Origin of the sequence: Rhizobium sp. NLR10b (genome assembly GCF_019685435.1) — a bacterium.
Lineage (GTDB): Bacteria > Pseudomonadota > Alphaproteobacteria > Rhizobiales > Rhizobiaceae > Rhizobium.
Map to the genome: position 1 here is coordinate 1 of NZ_JABDWV010000024.1, position 14,164 is coordinate 14,164.

Sequence of the window (14,164 nt, forward strand, 5' to 3'; positions counted from 1 at the left end):
GCGCCTCTTCCACCGAGATCTCGTCGAACGGGTTCATCGACATCTTCACATTGGCAAGCTCGACACCCGTGCCATCCGGCTTCACCCGGATCTTCACGTTGTAGTCGACAACCCGTTTGACGGGCACTAGAATCTTCATGGGGTCCTTCCTTCAGGGAAAACTGGCTTCAGAGACTTTTCTAGAAAATGCGCGCTCAGGCGCTGCTCCGATTGTCGAATGGCGACATGGATACGCGTTTTTCCTCCAATTTCAACGCTCGCATGACGCAGGCAGGCGATTTGACGGGCAATATATGGACGTTTACGTTCACGTCAATATCGCTATGAGCGCCGACCCCAGGGGAAGCGCTGCCCTATCCCGCCCCCCGTTCCGGCGGCGATGCTCGGAACGGCGCCGGGACTGTTTCTCACGGCCCGAGGTGTGACGATCTCCCGGTCGAAGAGCGGCACGCCGGACCGGCGCAAGACGAGGATTAAAATACCTCCGGCAATGATGCCGCCGACATGCGCGCCCCAGGAAACATCGCTTTCGGGTGTGATCGCCAGCATGACGAACTGCTGCCCGATCCACAAAAGCAGCGGCACGAAAGCCGGCAGGGGCAACGGCACACGGAAGAAGACCAGCACCCAAACCCTGACGCGCGGATGCAGCATGACATAGGCGGCAACCACGCCGGAGATCGCTCCCGATGCGCCGACCAGCGGCGCTTGCGACGTCATGCTGAACAGGCCGTGGCAGAGCGCGCCGGCGGCTGCGCAGGCGAGGTAGAACATCAGGAAGCGCAGATGCCCCATCGCATCCTCGACATTGTCGCCGAAGACCCAGAGGAAGATCATGTTACCGGCGAGATGCCAGAAGCCGGCGTGGACGAAGGCATAGGTGAGATAAGTCAGCGGTTCCGGCACGATTTCGAGCCCCGGCGCCAGCACCGCATCGCCGAAGACGATGGCCGGGATGTAACCGAGCCCGACTGTTGTCGCCTGGGCTGCCTGCTCGCTCTCTAGGCTGGTGAATAGCCAGATTGCGACATTCAGCGCGATCAGCGAGAGGGTCACCCACTGGACCTTGATATATTTCAGCGTATTGGCGTCGTGAAGTGGTATGAACATAAAGGCCCCCCGGCGATCGTCGTCGCGGCGAACCTATCGGTTTTTTCCGGGAACCCAAAGCACATCTGCTTGGCCCCGGTCATTTGCATGGCGCGCAGCGACGAAGAGGAAATCCGAGAGCCGGTTGACGTATTTCCTCGCCGACTCGCTGACGATTTCGCCGTCGGTGTGGGCAAGCGCTACCATCAGACGTTCGGCGCGCCGGGCAATCGTACGGGCAAGGTGCAGATATGCGGCAGCGGGGCTGCCGCCCGGCAGGATGAAGGATTTCAGCGGCTCGAGACCGGCGTTCAACTGATCGATATCGCTCTCGACGCGGGCGACCTGAGTCTCGATGATCCGCAGTGGTTCGTAGGCCGGCGTCTCACCGATATCCGGTGTGGCGAGATCCGCGCCGAGATCGAAGAGATCGTTCTGGATCGACATCAGCATGGCGTCGAGTTCGGGCAAGCCTGATGTGTGCAGCCGCGCCAGGCCGATCGCGGAATTGGCCTCGTCGATCGTGCCATAGGCTTCGACCCGCAGATCGTCCTTTGTCCGACGCGGGCCGGACACCAACCCGGTCGTGCCGTCATCGCCGGTTTTGGTGTAGATCTTGTTGAGTTTTACCATGTCGCACCGCCTAGCGGGAGGATTGTCGTTCCACCCCGACCTCCGTCATGCTCGGGCTTGACCCGAGCATCCAGATCGCATCGATCAGAGGCCGTGGCATAGATCCTCGGCTCAATGCCGAGGATGACGGAGAATGGAGTTGGCCCTTTCGCCAAACTTGATGCTGCGTGAAGAGACACCCCATCCGGGATCACGTCTCCTTGGTCATTCCCACTCCTCATCACACCAACCACTCCATAGTTTCCGTCAGCTCGGACGGCCGCCGCCGGTCAGCCAGAGCGTGATCATAATCAGGACGACGGCGATTGCCTGCAGCAGGACGCGAAGCTGCATCAGCTTGTTGGAAAGGTTGGCATCACCGCCCTTCATCATGTTGAAGAGGCCGCGGATCAGCACGAGGGCGACGATGCCCATGACGATGATCGCAAGGATATAGGTGGCCGTGGACATGGTATTCAGCTTTCTCGGTCAATCGGTCCAGCGCATCAGATTGTAGAAGAGGTCTGCCGGAAGCAGTCGCTTCAGGAGCATGCCCTGTTTAGCCGGAGTCGTTACAGGATAATGTGGCTTTGGTCTTTTCGAGTTCAATGCTTGTTTCAATACGGAGTAGACCGCGTCGGGGCCAAGTTTGTGGCGGTTGACCGGCCCCGATCCGTCGAGCCTCGCCAACTGTCTGGCATAATCTGCTGCGTGCGGCGAATTCTCGAGATCGATGTTTTCCCTGATCTTTGCGAGCGCGTTGGCGGTGAAACGCGTGGCGATCGGCCCAGGCTCGATCAGGCTCACATGGATGCCGCTGCCGTAAAGCTCCATACGCAGGGTGATGCTGAGCCCCTCGAGCGCAAATTTCGAGGCGGTATAGGCACCGCGATAGCGATAGGGGACCAGGCCGAGAATGGAGGAGCATTGCACGATCCGTCCGTGACCATGTTTGCGCATCGAGGGGATGAGCTGCCGCGTCAATTCGTGCCAGCCGAAGAAGTTCGCTTCGAACTGTGCGCGCAGCGCCGCCGTCGACAGATCCTCGACGGCGCCAGGCTGGCCGTAGGCACCATTGTTGAAGAGCGCGTCGATGCGGCCGCCGCTGCGGCCGAGGGCCGCGCCGACGAAGTCGGAAATCGTCTCGGCCCTGGCATAATCCATCACGAAGGCCTCGATGCCGTCGGCTTCCAGTGCCGGCAGATCATCCGCCTTGCGCACCGTCGCAAAGACACGCCAGCCATCGGCCTTCAGCGCCCGGGCGCAGTAAGCGCCGATGCCGGAGGAACAGCCGGTGACGACGATTGTGCGCTGTTCCGCCATGGAATGATTCCTGTACAAAATGAGACTCGTTTCCCATATTCGGCCAGAGGATACAATCTGGAAGCCGGGGACGGAATGCGGAAGGTGCTGCGCACGATCTACGACGTGGTCTACGACGCGATCTGTCACATGGTCGAGGATGACGGATTTGCAATGGCGAGCCACGTGGCGCTGTCGAGCCTGCTTGCGGTTTTTCCCTTCCTGATCTTCGGCACGGCGCTTGCAAGCTTCCTCGGCGCCGATCAGTTTTCCTCCACCGCCATCCATCTGATCTTCGACACCTGGCCGGAAGCGATCGCCAAGCCGCTCGCCGACCAGGTGCTGCAGGTCCTGACCATTCAGCGCGGCGGGCTGCTGACGGTCTCGGTGCTGGCGGCTGCCTATTTCGCCTCGAACGGCGTCGAAGCGCTGCGCATCTCGCTCAACCGTGCCTATCGGGTGCAGGAAACGCGGCCGTGGTATTTCACCCGCCTCGCCAGCCTCGGCTATGTGCTGATTGCCGTCATCATCTTCGCGGCGATCAGCATTCTGCTGGTGGCCGTGCCATTGGCTCTCGACTATGCCAGGAAATGGCTTCCGCTGTTTGCCGATACGCTCGACATCGTCTTCAGCTGGCGCATCTACGGCACGCTTGTCGTGCTCACCGTCGGGCTGCTCGTCATGCATCTGTGGCTGCCGGCCGGTAAGCGGCGGGTGTTCGACGTCATTCCCGGCGTGCTGCTGACGCTGCTTCTGTGGCTCGCCGGCGCGCTGGTCTTTGCCTATTATCTTGCGACCTTCGCCAATTATACGGCGACCTATGCCGGTCTCGCCTCGGTGATGATCGTGCTGATCTTCCTCTACATGGTCGGCGTCATCTTCATCATCGGCGCAGAGATCAACGCGGCGCTGATCAAGTTCCGCGTCTTCCGGATGTTCTCGCACACGCTTTCGATCGTCGGCAGAGAGCGTGCCGAACGGCGGTCAGAGCCCGACAAGGCGGCGAATATCGGCCCCTGACATGCCCTGGGCACGCAATTCGGCAAGGCCGCTGTCACCTTCGCTTTTCGAAAGCTTGCGGCCATCGGCGTCGAGGATGAGACGATGATGGTGATAGAGAGGCTGGGGCAGACCGAGCAGCACCTGCAGCAGCCGGTGGACCGACGTGGCGTGGAAGAGGTCGAGCCCACGCACGACATGGGTGACGCCCTGCAGCGCATCGTCAACGACCACCGAAAGATGATAGCTCGAGGGTGCATCCGAGCGAGACAGGATGACGTCTCCCCAGACCTCGGGTTCGGCGGCGATCTCGCCCGTCCTGCCGTCGCCGGTTTCGGTCCAGAACAGCAGTTCGCCGATCAGGTCGAGCGCCTTGCGCATATCGAGCCGCCAGGCATGTTTTTTCCCGGAGGCAAGAATATCCCGCCATTCGGCCTCGAGCCGCTCGCGATCAATCGGCGGGTAATGTGGCGTGCCATCGGGGTCGCGCGGCCAGGATTGGCCCGTTGCCTCGTAGGCGGAGACACGTGCCTTCACCTCGCCGCGCGTCAGGAAGGCGGGGTAGACCAGGCCGCGCTCGATCAATGCGTGGAGCGCCGCCTGATATTCCGGGAAATGTTCCGACTGCCGCCGCACCGGGCTTTCCCAATCGATAGCAAGCCAGTCGAGGTCCCTCAGGATGCCGGCCTCAAATTCGGGGGTGCAGCGCGCCTGGTCGATATCCTCGATGCGCAGCAGCAGGCGGCCATTTTCGGCTTCGGCCATGTCGCGGTTCAAAAAGGCCGACAGCGCATGGCCGAGATGCAGCGGTCCGTTCGGACTCGGCGCAAAACGAAAGACAGGCTTTTGACGCTCGCTCGTGGTCATGCTTTCTTCTGCCACGGATTTTGGTTTCGAACCACTGGGAGGACGCGTGCAGATCATCCGTAACGACGATGACGTCAGGCTGGGGCTCGAAGCATTGCTGCGCCTCGACCCTCGCCTTGCACCAATCGCGGCGGATGCAGGGCCTGTCCCATTGCGGTTGCGTGAACCCGGCTTTGCCGGCCTTGCCCATATCATCGTCTCGCAAATGGTCTCGCGCGCCAGCGCCGAGGCGATCTGGCGGCGGATGCTGCCGGCGGACGGGCCGTTGACGGCCGAAGGCTACGTGCTGCTTGCGCCGGAAGCATGGCGGGAATTCGGCCTGTCGCGCGCCAAGGCCGACACGCTGTCGCGGATTGCTGAAGCGGTTGTCTCCGACCGCCTCGATCTTTCCGGCCTCTGCCTGAAACCGCCGGACGAAGCGCTTGGTGAACTCACCGCCTTAAAGGGCGTCGGTCCGTGGACGGCGGAGGTCTATCTGATGTTCTGCGGCGGCCATGCCGATGTCTTTCCAGCCGGCGATGTGGCGCTGCAGAATGCCGTCGGTACCGCGCTTGGACTTGCGGCGCGGCCGCAAGCCAAGGCGCTTGCCAGGCTCTCGCAAGTCTGGTCGCCATGGCGCTCGGTGGCGGCGCGGCTTTTCTGGGCCTATTACGCCACGAAAATGCGGCGCGACATGCTGCCGATCGGCTGATCGGCAACACTCTTCAAATTGCCTTTATCCTCTGAATTTATTGGACTTCACAATCCTGTAACAACCGGCCTAATATACAGATGCAGATGCCGAATCGATCAGGAGAGTCCCTTGACGATTGCAGTCTCCCCGCAGGCCCTGCCGGCGCTCGTCCTGAACGCTGACTACCGGCCGCTGAGTTATTATCCCTTGTCGCTCTGGTCCTGGCAGGACGCGATCAAGGCGGTCTTTCTCGACCGTGTGAACATCATCGCGGAATATGAACATTCGGTTTCCTCACCGAGCTTTTCGATGCGGCTTCCGAGTGTCGTGTGCCTGAAGACTTACGTTCAGCCATCGCGCAATCCGGCTTTCACCCGGTTCAACGTCTTCCTGCGCGACCGGTTCGAGTGCCAGTATTGCGGCTCTCATGACGATCTGACGTTCGACCACGTCATCCCGCGTGCCCATGGCGGCGAGACGACCTGGGAGAATGTCGTGGCAGCCTGCTCGCCCTGCAATCTGCGCAAGGGCAGCAAGCTTCCGAAGCAGGCGGGCATGTTCCCGGCGCAAAAGCCCTACCAGCCGACGGTGCAGGATCTGCACAATAACGGCCGGCTGTTTCCGCCCAACTATCTGCATGAAAGCTGGCTCGACTATCTCTACTGGGATACCGAACTGCAGCCCTGATCGGCTCGCCTCACGCAGATTTGCGGACGCCGACGAAGGCGAAAGCTGCCAGCAGAATACCGGCTATCACGTTCCAACCTGCAAAAGACAGGCCAAGCACCCGCAGCGCTGCATCGGTGCAGGATGGACCTTTGATCGTATTGAGCTCGGTCAGCAGATCGCCGGCATTGCTCGTCATGCTGTTTGCGGTCGTCGAGCAGGTCGCCGGCCCCGGCCAGAAATGCCATTCCACGCCGGCGTGATAGACGCCCATGCCGGCCGTCACCAGCATCAGGATGCCGGCCGCAAGCAGCATTGCCCGGGAAATCCAGTTCGGCAGACCGGCAAGCTCGCATATGGCGGCGAGAATGGCGATCGGGATGGCATAATAATAGGGCTGGCGCTGCAAGAGGCAGAGTGCGCAGGGAATATAGCCGCCGATATATTGGAAGCCGAGCGCGGCGCCGACCACCGCCGCCATGCCGATAGCGAGCAATGTCGAATAGGTAAAGCCGGGGCGGACGAGCGGCGAAGAGATGGCAGTCATGGCGGAACTCCGCAAGATGGGCCTAGTGAGCGAAAGAGCGGTAGCCGACATATAGCACGATCACGGCCCCGGCACCGATGCCGACGATCTGGCCGAGGCGCTTTTCGATGAAATGCCGGATCGGCTCGCCGTAGCGGCGCAGCAGCCAGGCGAGGAACAGGAAACGCGCGCCGCGCGCAACGATCGCCGAAACGATGAAAAGACCGAGATTGACGTGGATGACGCCGGACAGGATGGTCACGATCTTGATCGGCGGCAGATGTGCGAGACCTGATGTGACGAGCAGCAACAGGATCCACTCGTAGGTGACATAGGCCTTCATCTGCTCAAAGGCATCGAGCTTGCCGTAGAATGCGAGAACCGGCCGCGCCACCGTCTCGTAGGCGTAAAAGCCGAGCGCCCAACCGGCGATGCCGCCGAGCACGGAGGCGACGGTCGCGATCAGCGCATAGCGATAGGAGCGTTCCGGCTTGGCAAGCGCCATCGGCAGAAACAGCACATCGGCGGGGACGAGAAAGACGGAGCTTTCGACGAAGGCGATGACGGCGAGCCAGACTTCGGCCGATTTGCGCGAGGCCAGAGACATGGTCCAGTCGTAAAGTCTGCGAAGCATTCCATTCCTTTCCTATTGCGGTGCAAAAAGCTTTAGGGGTCGTATGCGGCGCTGTAAATGCTCGCCCGTGTCCTTCGTGCCACCGTCGTCTAAAAATTTTGTGATGCGGAGGCGTCGCCGCCTCTCCCAAGATTTCATGGGATTGCGAATCGGCCATTCTAGGGCAAGGTTTACGTGGTCGACGTGCAGGGTGGCATGAGAATGTTCAAAGTGATTGAAGGCGGCCTTGGGCGGGCCGTGCAGATGAATGACCGGGCCGAAGCGGGTTCGGGACCGAGCCGGGAAGATGTGCGCCGGGAAGCGAACCGGCGGCTCAAGGAAAGTGGTTATCACCCGTCCCGCATTCGGGAATTTGCCACCGGCGTGCCGATGCTGGCCTCCCTGAGATACCTGTCGATGCAGATCGATTTCGCGGCCGAGACCTTGTCGCGGCTCGACCCGATCCCGGACGATTTCCGCTCTGACGGCTATTGGCCGGCGGGCTGAGACGATCGCCGCGTCAGGATAGATCCATCGACTTTTCCCATTGCTGACGCAGGACGTTCATTTCGGTGCGTTTTTGCGCCATTTCGCTGACGACGGCGCGCAAGTTGGGATGATGCGACATGAACATATTGAAATCGCGCCGCTCGAGCACCTCGAACTGACAGAAGTCGACGGCGATGACGTCTGCCGTGCGCCTTCCGCCGCTCAGCAACGCCATTTCCCCGAAGAAGGCGCCCGGTTCCAGGCGGATCGCACCGCTGGCGAGACGTACTTCGACCGCGCCTGAGGAGATGAAATACATGCTGTCGCCGCGATCGCCGCGACGGATGACGCGTTCGCCTGGTGGAGCCGACTTCGCCTTGAAGAGCAGCAGCAGCTCTTCCTGCGCATCTTCCCCGACCTGAGAGAACAGCGGAAAGGTTTCGATCAGCTGCTGCATCTTCAACTGATGCTGGCGTTCTCGTTCCTCGCCGAGCGCCCTGATTTTTTCCAGTTCTTTGCCGAGCGTCTTCTGCCTCTTTCTGCCGAAATTTTCGAAGAGCGAGGGCCATTGCGCATGGATATGTTTCTTCAGGCCCTCGGTTGCGATGATCACGATCGGGTTGAGTGTGATCGACAGGATCGCTGCGGCAAGGATCAGATCCTGGCCTTCATGCGGCAGAAGCCCGAGCGAGACGCCGAGGCCGGCAAGGATGAAGGAAAATTCGCCGATCTGGGCAAGGCCGCCGGCCAAGGTCAGCCCCATGCCGATCGGATATCGCAGCATCATGACGATGGCGAAGGTGATGACGGCCTTGCCGAGAATGACGAGCGCCAGGGCGCCGATCACGGCCAACGGTTGGCGAACCAGGATCGAGGGGTCGAAGAGCATGCCGACCGAGACGAAGAACAGCACGGAGAAGGCGTTCTGCAAGGGCAGTGAATCGGCCGCTGCTCTGTGGCTGAGCTGGGATTCGCTCATGACGACGCCGGCGAAAAAGGCGCCGAGTGCAAAGGAGACACCGAAAATCGCCGCCGAGCCGAAAGCGATGCCGAGCGCGATTGCCAGCACCGTCAGCGTGAAGAGTTCGCGCGAGCCGGTGCGGGCGATCATCGTCAGCAGCCAGGGCACGATACGGGGGCCGAGGAAGATTGCCATCGCGGCGAAGGCCAGCACCTTGAACAAGGTCAGTCCGATCGTCAACACCAGCGGCAGCTCACCGAGGCCGTGATTCGTATCAACGGCGTGGCCGCCGAGAAGCTCTGCCAGCGCCGGCAGCAGCACCAGCGCCAGCACCATCACCAGATCCTCGACAATCAGCCAGCCGACGGCCACGCGCCCGCTCGGCGCATTGACGAGATTGCGCTCCTCCAGCGCCTTCAGGAGTACGACCGTACTCGCTACCGAGAGGCTGAGCCCGAACACGACGCCGGCGCCGAGGCTCCAGCCCCAGAGCGTGCAGAGGCCGATACCCAGCAGAGTGGCCAGAATAATTCGGCCGATCGCGCCCGGCACGGCGATCCCGCGTACGGCAAGCAGGTCGGAAGCGGAAAAATGCAGGCCGACGCCGAACATCAGCAGGATGACACCCATTTCGGCAAGCTGGCCGGCAAGGGCGGTATCGGCGACGAAACCTGGTGTGAGTGGCCCGATCAGGATGCCGGCCATCAGATAGCCAACGAGCGGCGGCAGTCGCAGCCGGTCGGCGCCATAACCGAGGACCGCCGCGAAAACAAAACTGACGGCGACCGTCGCGATGAGTCCCACTTCCTGATGCACGTCTGCCCTCGCCTGATGGTAACGGCGCCACCTTGGACGAAGCGCAAGCAAAATTAAATAGTTGATTTGCGTTTTGCGGCTGCTCTCGGAAGCGTCGGCTTGGTCACGAACAATAAATTCCGCGTCCACTCCAGAATGACAGGTTTGCCGCCTATGTCGGAACCACTTCCCTTTTGCTTCGTTGGCCCTTTAGACAAGGAGAAACGACATGCGAAAGATCATTCTGAACTGTGCCGTGACGGCCCTTGCCGCCTGCTCGTTTGCAGCGCCTGTTCTCGCCGACAGCGTCTATGTCAGGGAGCGTTCGTATGACGATGACTATCGTTACGAGCGGGAGCGGCCCGGCATCACCATCAGTGAGCGCGGCGTCACTCTCGGCGCTGTGCGCGAACGTGAGCACCGCCGCTACCGACATGATGGCTGCGAAACCAGGAGCGTCACCCGTCAGACCGATGAAGGCGAAGTAACCCGGACGGTTAGGCGCTGCTATTGACGAAGATTCGCGACAAAGACGAAGCCCGGCTCCCGCAAGCCGGGTTTTCGCGTTTCGAATGGCACGCACGCGCAATACGGTGGTGGAAGTGATCAGGCGGTGTTATGGGCACCCTTTCGTTCGAAGCGCATTTTCGGCGCACAGAACCCCGCACAGGAATTTTTCAGTATGATTGAGCTTACCCCATCCCAGATCGTCGCACTTAAACTCGCCAAGGCCGGAGATCTCTATCCTCAGCCGGCAAATAAATGGACGCATCAGAACGCGACGGTGACCTACGCAAAGACCGACCGCTGGAAAGAGCGGCCGCAGAAGGTGAAATCGGTCACGGCTAAGACGCTGGGCGAGTTGAGAGAGCCGGGCTTCCTCGAGCGGCGGCATCTCGACGATGACGCATCAAAAGATGTCCACGGCATCACGATGGCCGGCAAGATGTGGCTGCTGAAGAACAAGTAGTTTCGGGCAGATGTGAATTCGTTCCGTGCTTCCGCGTCAGCTTGATGATGCGGAGGCGTGACACGATTGTATTCGGGATAATGGTGCCGCTAAGCGGAGCATAATCGAACCAGTCCGCCTTCGTTCCTGACGGAACTGCGGCGCGGCTGCATCCGCCTCAATGCTCTCTTCGGCTCGCCGACCGAAGCTCACAGAGCGGAGGCTGGTGCCCCATGCCGGGGTCAGGTTGCCGACCCGACATCAATGATTTCAACGATTTAAGCTTTCAAGCGTAATGAGCGGTGTAGCAGGTTGCTGTAGCAGGTTCAACTGCGCGGCGAGATTCGCCCGTCGTTGATAGCTGTGCAGGAACCTCTTGCCGGTTAATGTCCAATCCCAAGTTCAAACAAGTAATTGTTGCTAAACCAGTCGTTGTTAGAGTGGGGCGAAAGCAATGGGGTCGCATGTTTTCTCCTTACGACAATAAACCAAAACCTTTGTTCACTCGCCTGGAGACTGGTTCGGGTGCGGGCGATCAGGCCTATTGCGTAGGCTTCGAACTCGAGGCATGGCGTTGCGAGGCCTACGCTGATCACATGATTGAATGGATCATCGATTACGCGTTGAAATCAGATGAAATAAAAACTCTCTCTCACGGGAATACCTACCTTAAGCTGCGACAGGCAGCAGCTCGCATCTACAAGAGCGAAGCATATGAAAAGCGTGGGGAGATCGGAGAGATATCTTTACATGCAATTTGCCGCGAGTTCTTCGGGACCATCCCCTTTGCACCACGGGTGTTCTATCTCTCCGCGTCCAATGAAGTTGTGAAGTCGTTCGACATGGTTCACGTCCGATACGAGGGGGCGAGCGTAGAGCTATGGCTCGGAGAAGCCAAGTTTTTCAAAAAACGGGACAAGGCAATAGCGAGCGCGCTGGAGTCCGTGACTAAGCATATTGATCGGGGCTTCCTGAAAAACGAAAAGCTCATACTAGGACCTCAGGTCTCTACCGATATTCCGCATTTCGAAAAAATTAGGGATATATTATCTGAGGAGGTCTCGCTTGATGTGCTGTTTCAGAAAGCTATTTTCCCAATCTTAATTGCTTCCGACAGTGCCTCCACGAACTCCAACAAACAACTGGGCGAAAAATACGCTGCTGACGTCGCGGTGGAATTAGCTTCTCTATCGCAAGCTATCGCAAACTCCGGACTTAAATCGACGATCAAAATCCTGTTGATCTATATCCCGTTGGGATCGAAAGATCAGCTTGCGAAGGCGTTCGACATCCGTTTGAAGGGACTAAGCCCTTGAGCACACCCATTGCTGATTGGAAACGGTTGCCAAACCTTGAGGGTGGCGCTCTCAGGGCGGAGGTTTTCAAGGCCATCCAGAGGGCATCGCAATTAATACAGACTGGGGAGAAAGATGATCCGGCAATACTTGAAGCCGTGCCCCGATTAGTTGAATTGCTGAGCATGAGGTCTGATGAACTCGCAAGCTTTAAAGAGGTTGTAAGCGGATTGGCTAGAGCTAGTGGGCTCTGGAATTACATCGACAAAGACAACGCGGACACACCCGACACGTTAGTAGCTGAAGCTGTTACGTCCGATGAGCTTGGCGGCATCACCTTCCATCGAGAACAAGTCGTCGCGTTAAATACGATCTTAAGCGGTAAAAATCTTATCCTCAGCGCGCCGACAAGCTTCGGTAAGAGCTTACTCATTGATGCCTTACTAATCACCGGGCGGTATAGACGTGTTGCGATTGTATTGCCGACGATTGCACTGTTGGATGAATTTCGCCGGCGTTTGCTGAGTCGTTTTCGCAACAGCTTTCAACTTATAATGCACCCGTCGGAAGCGCCCGGAGGGGGGCCAGTCGTCTTTCTGGGAACGCAGGAACGCCTTATACATCGCGAGGACCTCGGGCAGCTCGATCTCGTGGTTGTGGACGAGTTTTATAAGCTTGATCCGCTGCGGAAAGATGAGCGTAGCGTGGCTCTAAATGCTGCCGTCTATCGATTGCTCCGGCGATCAAAGCAGTTCTTTTTCTTAGGCCCCAACATTGACAATGTAGCAATTTCTGACAATGCGCGATGGCGTTTTGAATTTTTGAAGACCAGGTTTTCGACCGTCGCCGTTGATACTTTTGATCTCCAAGCTGTCCCGAACAAGCGGCAGCGTCTGTTTGACGAAATTGGCGAAGAGGATAATTGGCCTGCGCTCGTCTTCGTTTCGTCGCCCGACAGGGCCAACAGCTTAGCCTCGGAGCTGGCCGATGAAATGGCCGTTTCAGACCTGAGCTCGGAGTTTGCTGAGTGGCTCTCCAACAATCTGGGGCCGAATGGACTGCTTAGCCGGTCCGTTCATTTCGGGTTCGGCGTCCATCATGGCAGAGTGCCTAGAGCTGTGGCTGCCAAGATGGTCAGGATGTTCAATGAGCAGAAGCTGCCCGTTCTATTTTGTACCTCGACCCTCATCGAAGGAGTAAATACCGCAGCAAAGACGGTGATGATCTACGATAAGAAGATAAACCGAGCAGACTACGATTTTTTCACGTTCGCTAACATCCGGGGGCGAGCTGGGCGGCTGGGCCAACATCACATCGGTCGCGTTCTTGTCTTTAATGAGGTCCCTGCACAGGAAGCCCTGGAGGTCGCGCCGACGGTCTTCAACGAGGACGAGGAACTGCCAGATGAGTATATTGTTTACATGGAGGATAGAGAGGCGGCGTCTCGATCTGAGGAGCGTGTCCGAGACCTTCGGCGGCAACTTGAACTTGATGATGCCGAGCTTCGGTTGTTATCGCCGATAGGGCTTGAGAGCGCCCTTGAACTAAAAGCGTACACCAGGACGGCACTCGAAGACGGAGACGACCTAGTTTGGACAGGCGTGCCGCTTTATAGGCAAATTGAAGCGTGCCTGAGTGTTATTAACCGCGTTCAAAAGCCACAAGCTTTTGGTGCTTGGTCGACTGCTCAGCTCACTTTCTATATTGACCAGCTTCGTCGATCACGGTCGATGCGTGCTTTCTTGTTGGCACGCGACCGCGACTACAAAGGCAAACCTGAGGGACACGACTCAATCTTCAAGTTTATGCGGGCCTGCGAGTATGGCCTTCCTCAGTACTTTACTGCCCTTGAAATTTTCGTCAGGCAAATACAGCCACTCGCGGATTACAGCTTGTTTATTGGCTCTCTAAGCAGCTGGTTCCGTCCTGAGGTATTGAAGGAACTGGATGAGGAAGGTGTTCCAATTCAAATTGCAGAGCGCTTCTACCTGCACGATGATAGCAAGACAGCACTCACCAGCAGGTTAGAAACAGCTATTGCTGCCAGCGATGAGCGGCTCTCTCCGTTCGAGAGGCAATGGTTATCCGACGTTCTGATCGCGCGCTGAACGTGCGCGGCGGGACGAACTAGGTGCCCGATGTAGATCTCGGCTCTACATTCGTCTCGCTTGATGGGCTGCGAAGTTTGTCGTCAATCGAGTGGGTCTTTGTCAGGAGGCACTAGCCATTGTTCACCAGCAGCCTTCCGAGCCTCGAACCCTGATCTGGTCCGCAGGTCAATCAGCTTTGATTCCACCCGTCCGCAGCGTCAGCCTAAACGATGGACTT

At 58.7% G+C, this 14,164-nt stretch carries 16 protein-coding genes and 1 pseudogene; 8 read left to right on the top strand and 9 right to left on the bottom strand.

Annotated features, from left to right (window positions below; genetic code table 11):
- The 5 genes and pseudogenes from HJB91_RS28165 to HJB91_RS28185 form a co-directional block, all read right to left on the bottom strand.
- Positions 1-139, bottom strand: a pseudogene (locus HJB91_RS28165) (electron transfer flavoprotein subunit beta/FixA family protein); the annotation flags it as partial.
- A 182-nt stretch (positions 140-321) separates the two neighbouring features.
- Positions 322-1,110: a rhomboid family intramembrane serine protease gene (locus HJB91_RS28170; protein WP_210632873.1), complete on the bottom strand. Its 789-nt coding sequence runs from the start codon at positions 1,108-1,110 to the stop codon at positions 322-324.
- Positions 1,111-1,143: 33 nt separating this feature from the next.
- Positions 1,144-1,722: a cob(I)yrinic acid a,c-diamide adenosyltransferase gene (locus HJB91_RS28175; RefSeq protein WP_210632872.1), complete on the bottom strand. Its 579-nt coding sequence runs from the start codon at positions 1,720-1,722 to the stop codon at positions 1,144-1,146.
- Between the two features lie 246 nt (positions 1,723-1,968).
- Positions 1,969-2,172 carry a twin transmembrane helix small protein gene (locus HJB91_RS28180; RefSeq protein WP_210632871.1) on the bottom strand — a complete coding sequence of 68 codons (204 nt, stop codon included), beginning with the start codon at positions 2,170-2,172 and terminating at the stop codon, positions 1,969-1,971.
- A gap of 18 nt (positions 2,173-2,190) precedes the next feature.
- Positions 2,191-3,024 carry an SDR family oxidoreductase gene (locus HJB91_RS28185; protein WP_221156582.1) on the bottom strand — a complete coding sequence of 278 codons (834 nt, stop codon included), beginning with the start codon at positions 3,022-3,024 and terminating at the stop codon, positions 2,191-2,193.
- Between the two features lie 75 nt (positions 3,025-3,099).
- Here HJB91_RS28185 and HJB91_RS28190 point away from each other — a divergent pair, with 75 nt between their 5' ends.
- Positions 3,100-4,023, top strand: a complete 924-nt coding sequence (locus HJB91_RS28190; protein ID WP_210632869.1) for a YihY/virulence factor BrkB family protein — start codon at positions 3,100-3,102, stop codon at positions 4,021-4,023.
- Here the strand turns inward: HJB91_RS28190 and gluQRS are convergent.
- Entirely contained in the window at positions 3,988-4,869 is an 882-nt protein-coding gene (gene gluQRS, locus HJB91_RS28195) for a tRNA glutamyl-Q(34) synthetase GluQRS (protein WP_210632868.1), read from the bottom strand. The genes HJB91_RS28190 and gluQRS overlap by 36 nt on opposite strands.
- Here gluQRS and HJB91_RS28200 point away from each other — a divergent pair.
- Complete coding sequence (locus HJB91_RS28200; protein ID WP_210632867.1) at positions 4,868-5,560, top strand: DNA-3-methyladenine glycosylase; 693 nt, start codon at positions 4,868-4,870, stop codon at positions 5,558-5,560. The genes gluQRS and HJB91_RS28200 overlap by 2 nt on opposite strands.
- A 111-nt stretch (positions 5,561-5,671) precedes the next feature.
- Positions 5,672-6,229 carry an HNH endonuclease gene (locus HJB91_RS28205; protein ID WP_064710619.1) on the top strand — a complete coding sequence of 186 codons (558 nt, stop codon included), beginning with the start codon at positions 5,672-5,674 and terminating at the stop codon, positions 6,227-6,229.
- A gap of 10 nt (positions 6,230-6,239) precedes the next feature.
- On the opposite strand, the gene HJB91_RS28210 is transcribed toward HJB91_RS28205, so the two are convergent.
- Both HJB91_RS28210 and HJB91_RS28215 read right to left on the bottom strand, forming a co-directional pair.
- A complete protein-coding gene (locus HJB91_RS28210) occupies positions 6,240-6,755 on the bottom strand; it encodes a disulfide bond formation protein B (protein WP_221156583.1) in 516 nt (171 codons plus the stop codon).
- Positions 6,756-6,777: 22 nt separating this feature from the next.
- Positions 6,778-7,368 (bottom strand): YqaA family protein, encoded by a 591-nt coding sequence (locus HJB91_RS28215; protein WP_210632865.1) that lies wholly within the window; start codon positions 7,366-7,368, stop codon positions 6,778-6,780.
- Between the two features lie 195 nt (positions 7,369-7,563).
- On the opposite strand from HJB91_RS28215, the gene HJB91_RS28220 reads away from it, so the two are divergent.
- Positions 7,564-7,854 carry a hypothetical protein gene (locus HJB91_RS28220; RefSeq protein WP_210633038.1) on the top strand — a complete coding sequence of 97 codons (291 nt, stop codon included), beginning with the start codon at positions 7,564-7,566 and terminating at the stop codon, positions 7,852-7,854.
- A gap of 13 nt (positions 7,855-7,867) precedes the next feature.
- Here the strand turns inward: HJB91_RS28220 and HJB91_RS28225 are convergent, their stop codons facing one another.
- Positions 7,868-9,613, bottom strand: a complete 1,746-nt coding sequence (locus tag HJB91_RS28225; RefSeq protein ID WP_210632864.1) for a cation:proton antiporter — start codon at positions 9,611-9,613, stop codon at positions 7,868-7,870.
- A 208-nt stretch (positions 9,614-9,821) separates the two neighbouring features.
- Here HJB91_RS28225 and HJB91_RS28230 point away from each other — a divergent pair, with 208 nt between their 5' ends.
- The 4 genes from HJB91_RS28230 (at position 9,822) to HJB91_RS28245 (ending at position 13,944) form a co-directional block, all read left to right on the top strand.
- Positions 9,822-10,106, top strand: a complete 285-nt coding sequence (locus HJB91_RS28230) for a hypothetical protein (protein ID WP_210632863.1) — start codon at positions 9,822-9,824, stop codon at positions 10,104-10,106.
- A gap of 168 nt (positions 10,107-10,274) precedes the next feature.
- Positions 10,275-10,562, top strand: coding sequence for a hypothetical protein (locus tag HJB91_RS28235; protein ID WP_221156584.1), 288 nt, complete (start codon positions 10,275-10,277; stop codon positions 10,560-10,562).
- Between the two features lie 365 nt (positions 10,563-10,927).
- Positions 10,928-11,857, top strand: coding sequence for a DUF1837 domain-containing protein (locus tag HJB91_RS28240; RefSeq protein ID WP_221156585.1), 930 nt, complete (start codon positions 10,928-10,930; stop codon positions 11,855-11,857).
- Complete coding sequence (locus tag HJB91_RS28245; protein ID WP_221156587.1) at positions 11,854-13,944, top strand: DEAD/DEAH box helicase; 2,091 nt, start codon at positions 11,854-11,856, stop codon at positions 13,942-13,944. Before HJB91_RS28240 ends, HJB91_RS28245 begins: the two co-directional genes overlap by 4 nt.
- Positions 13,945-14,164 lie beyond the last annotated feature (220 nt).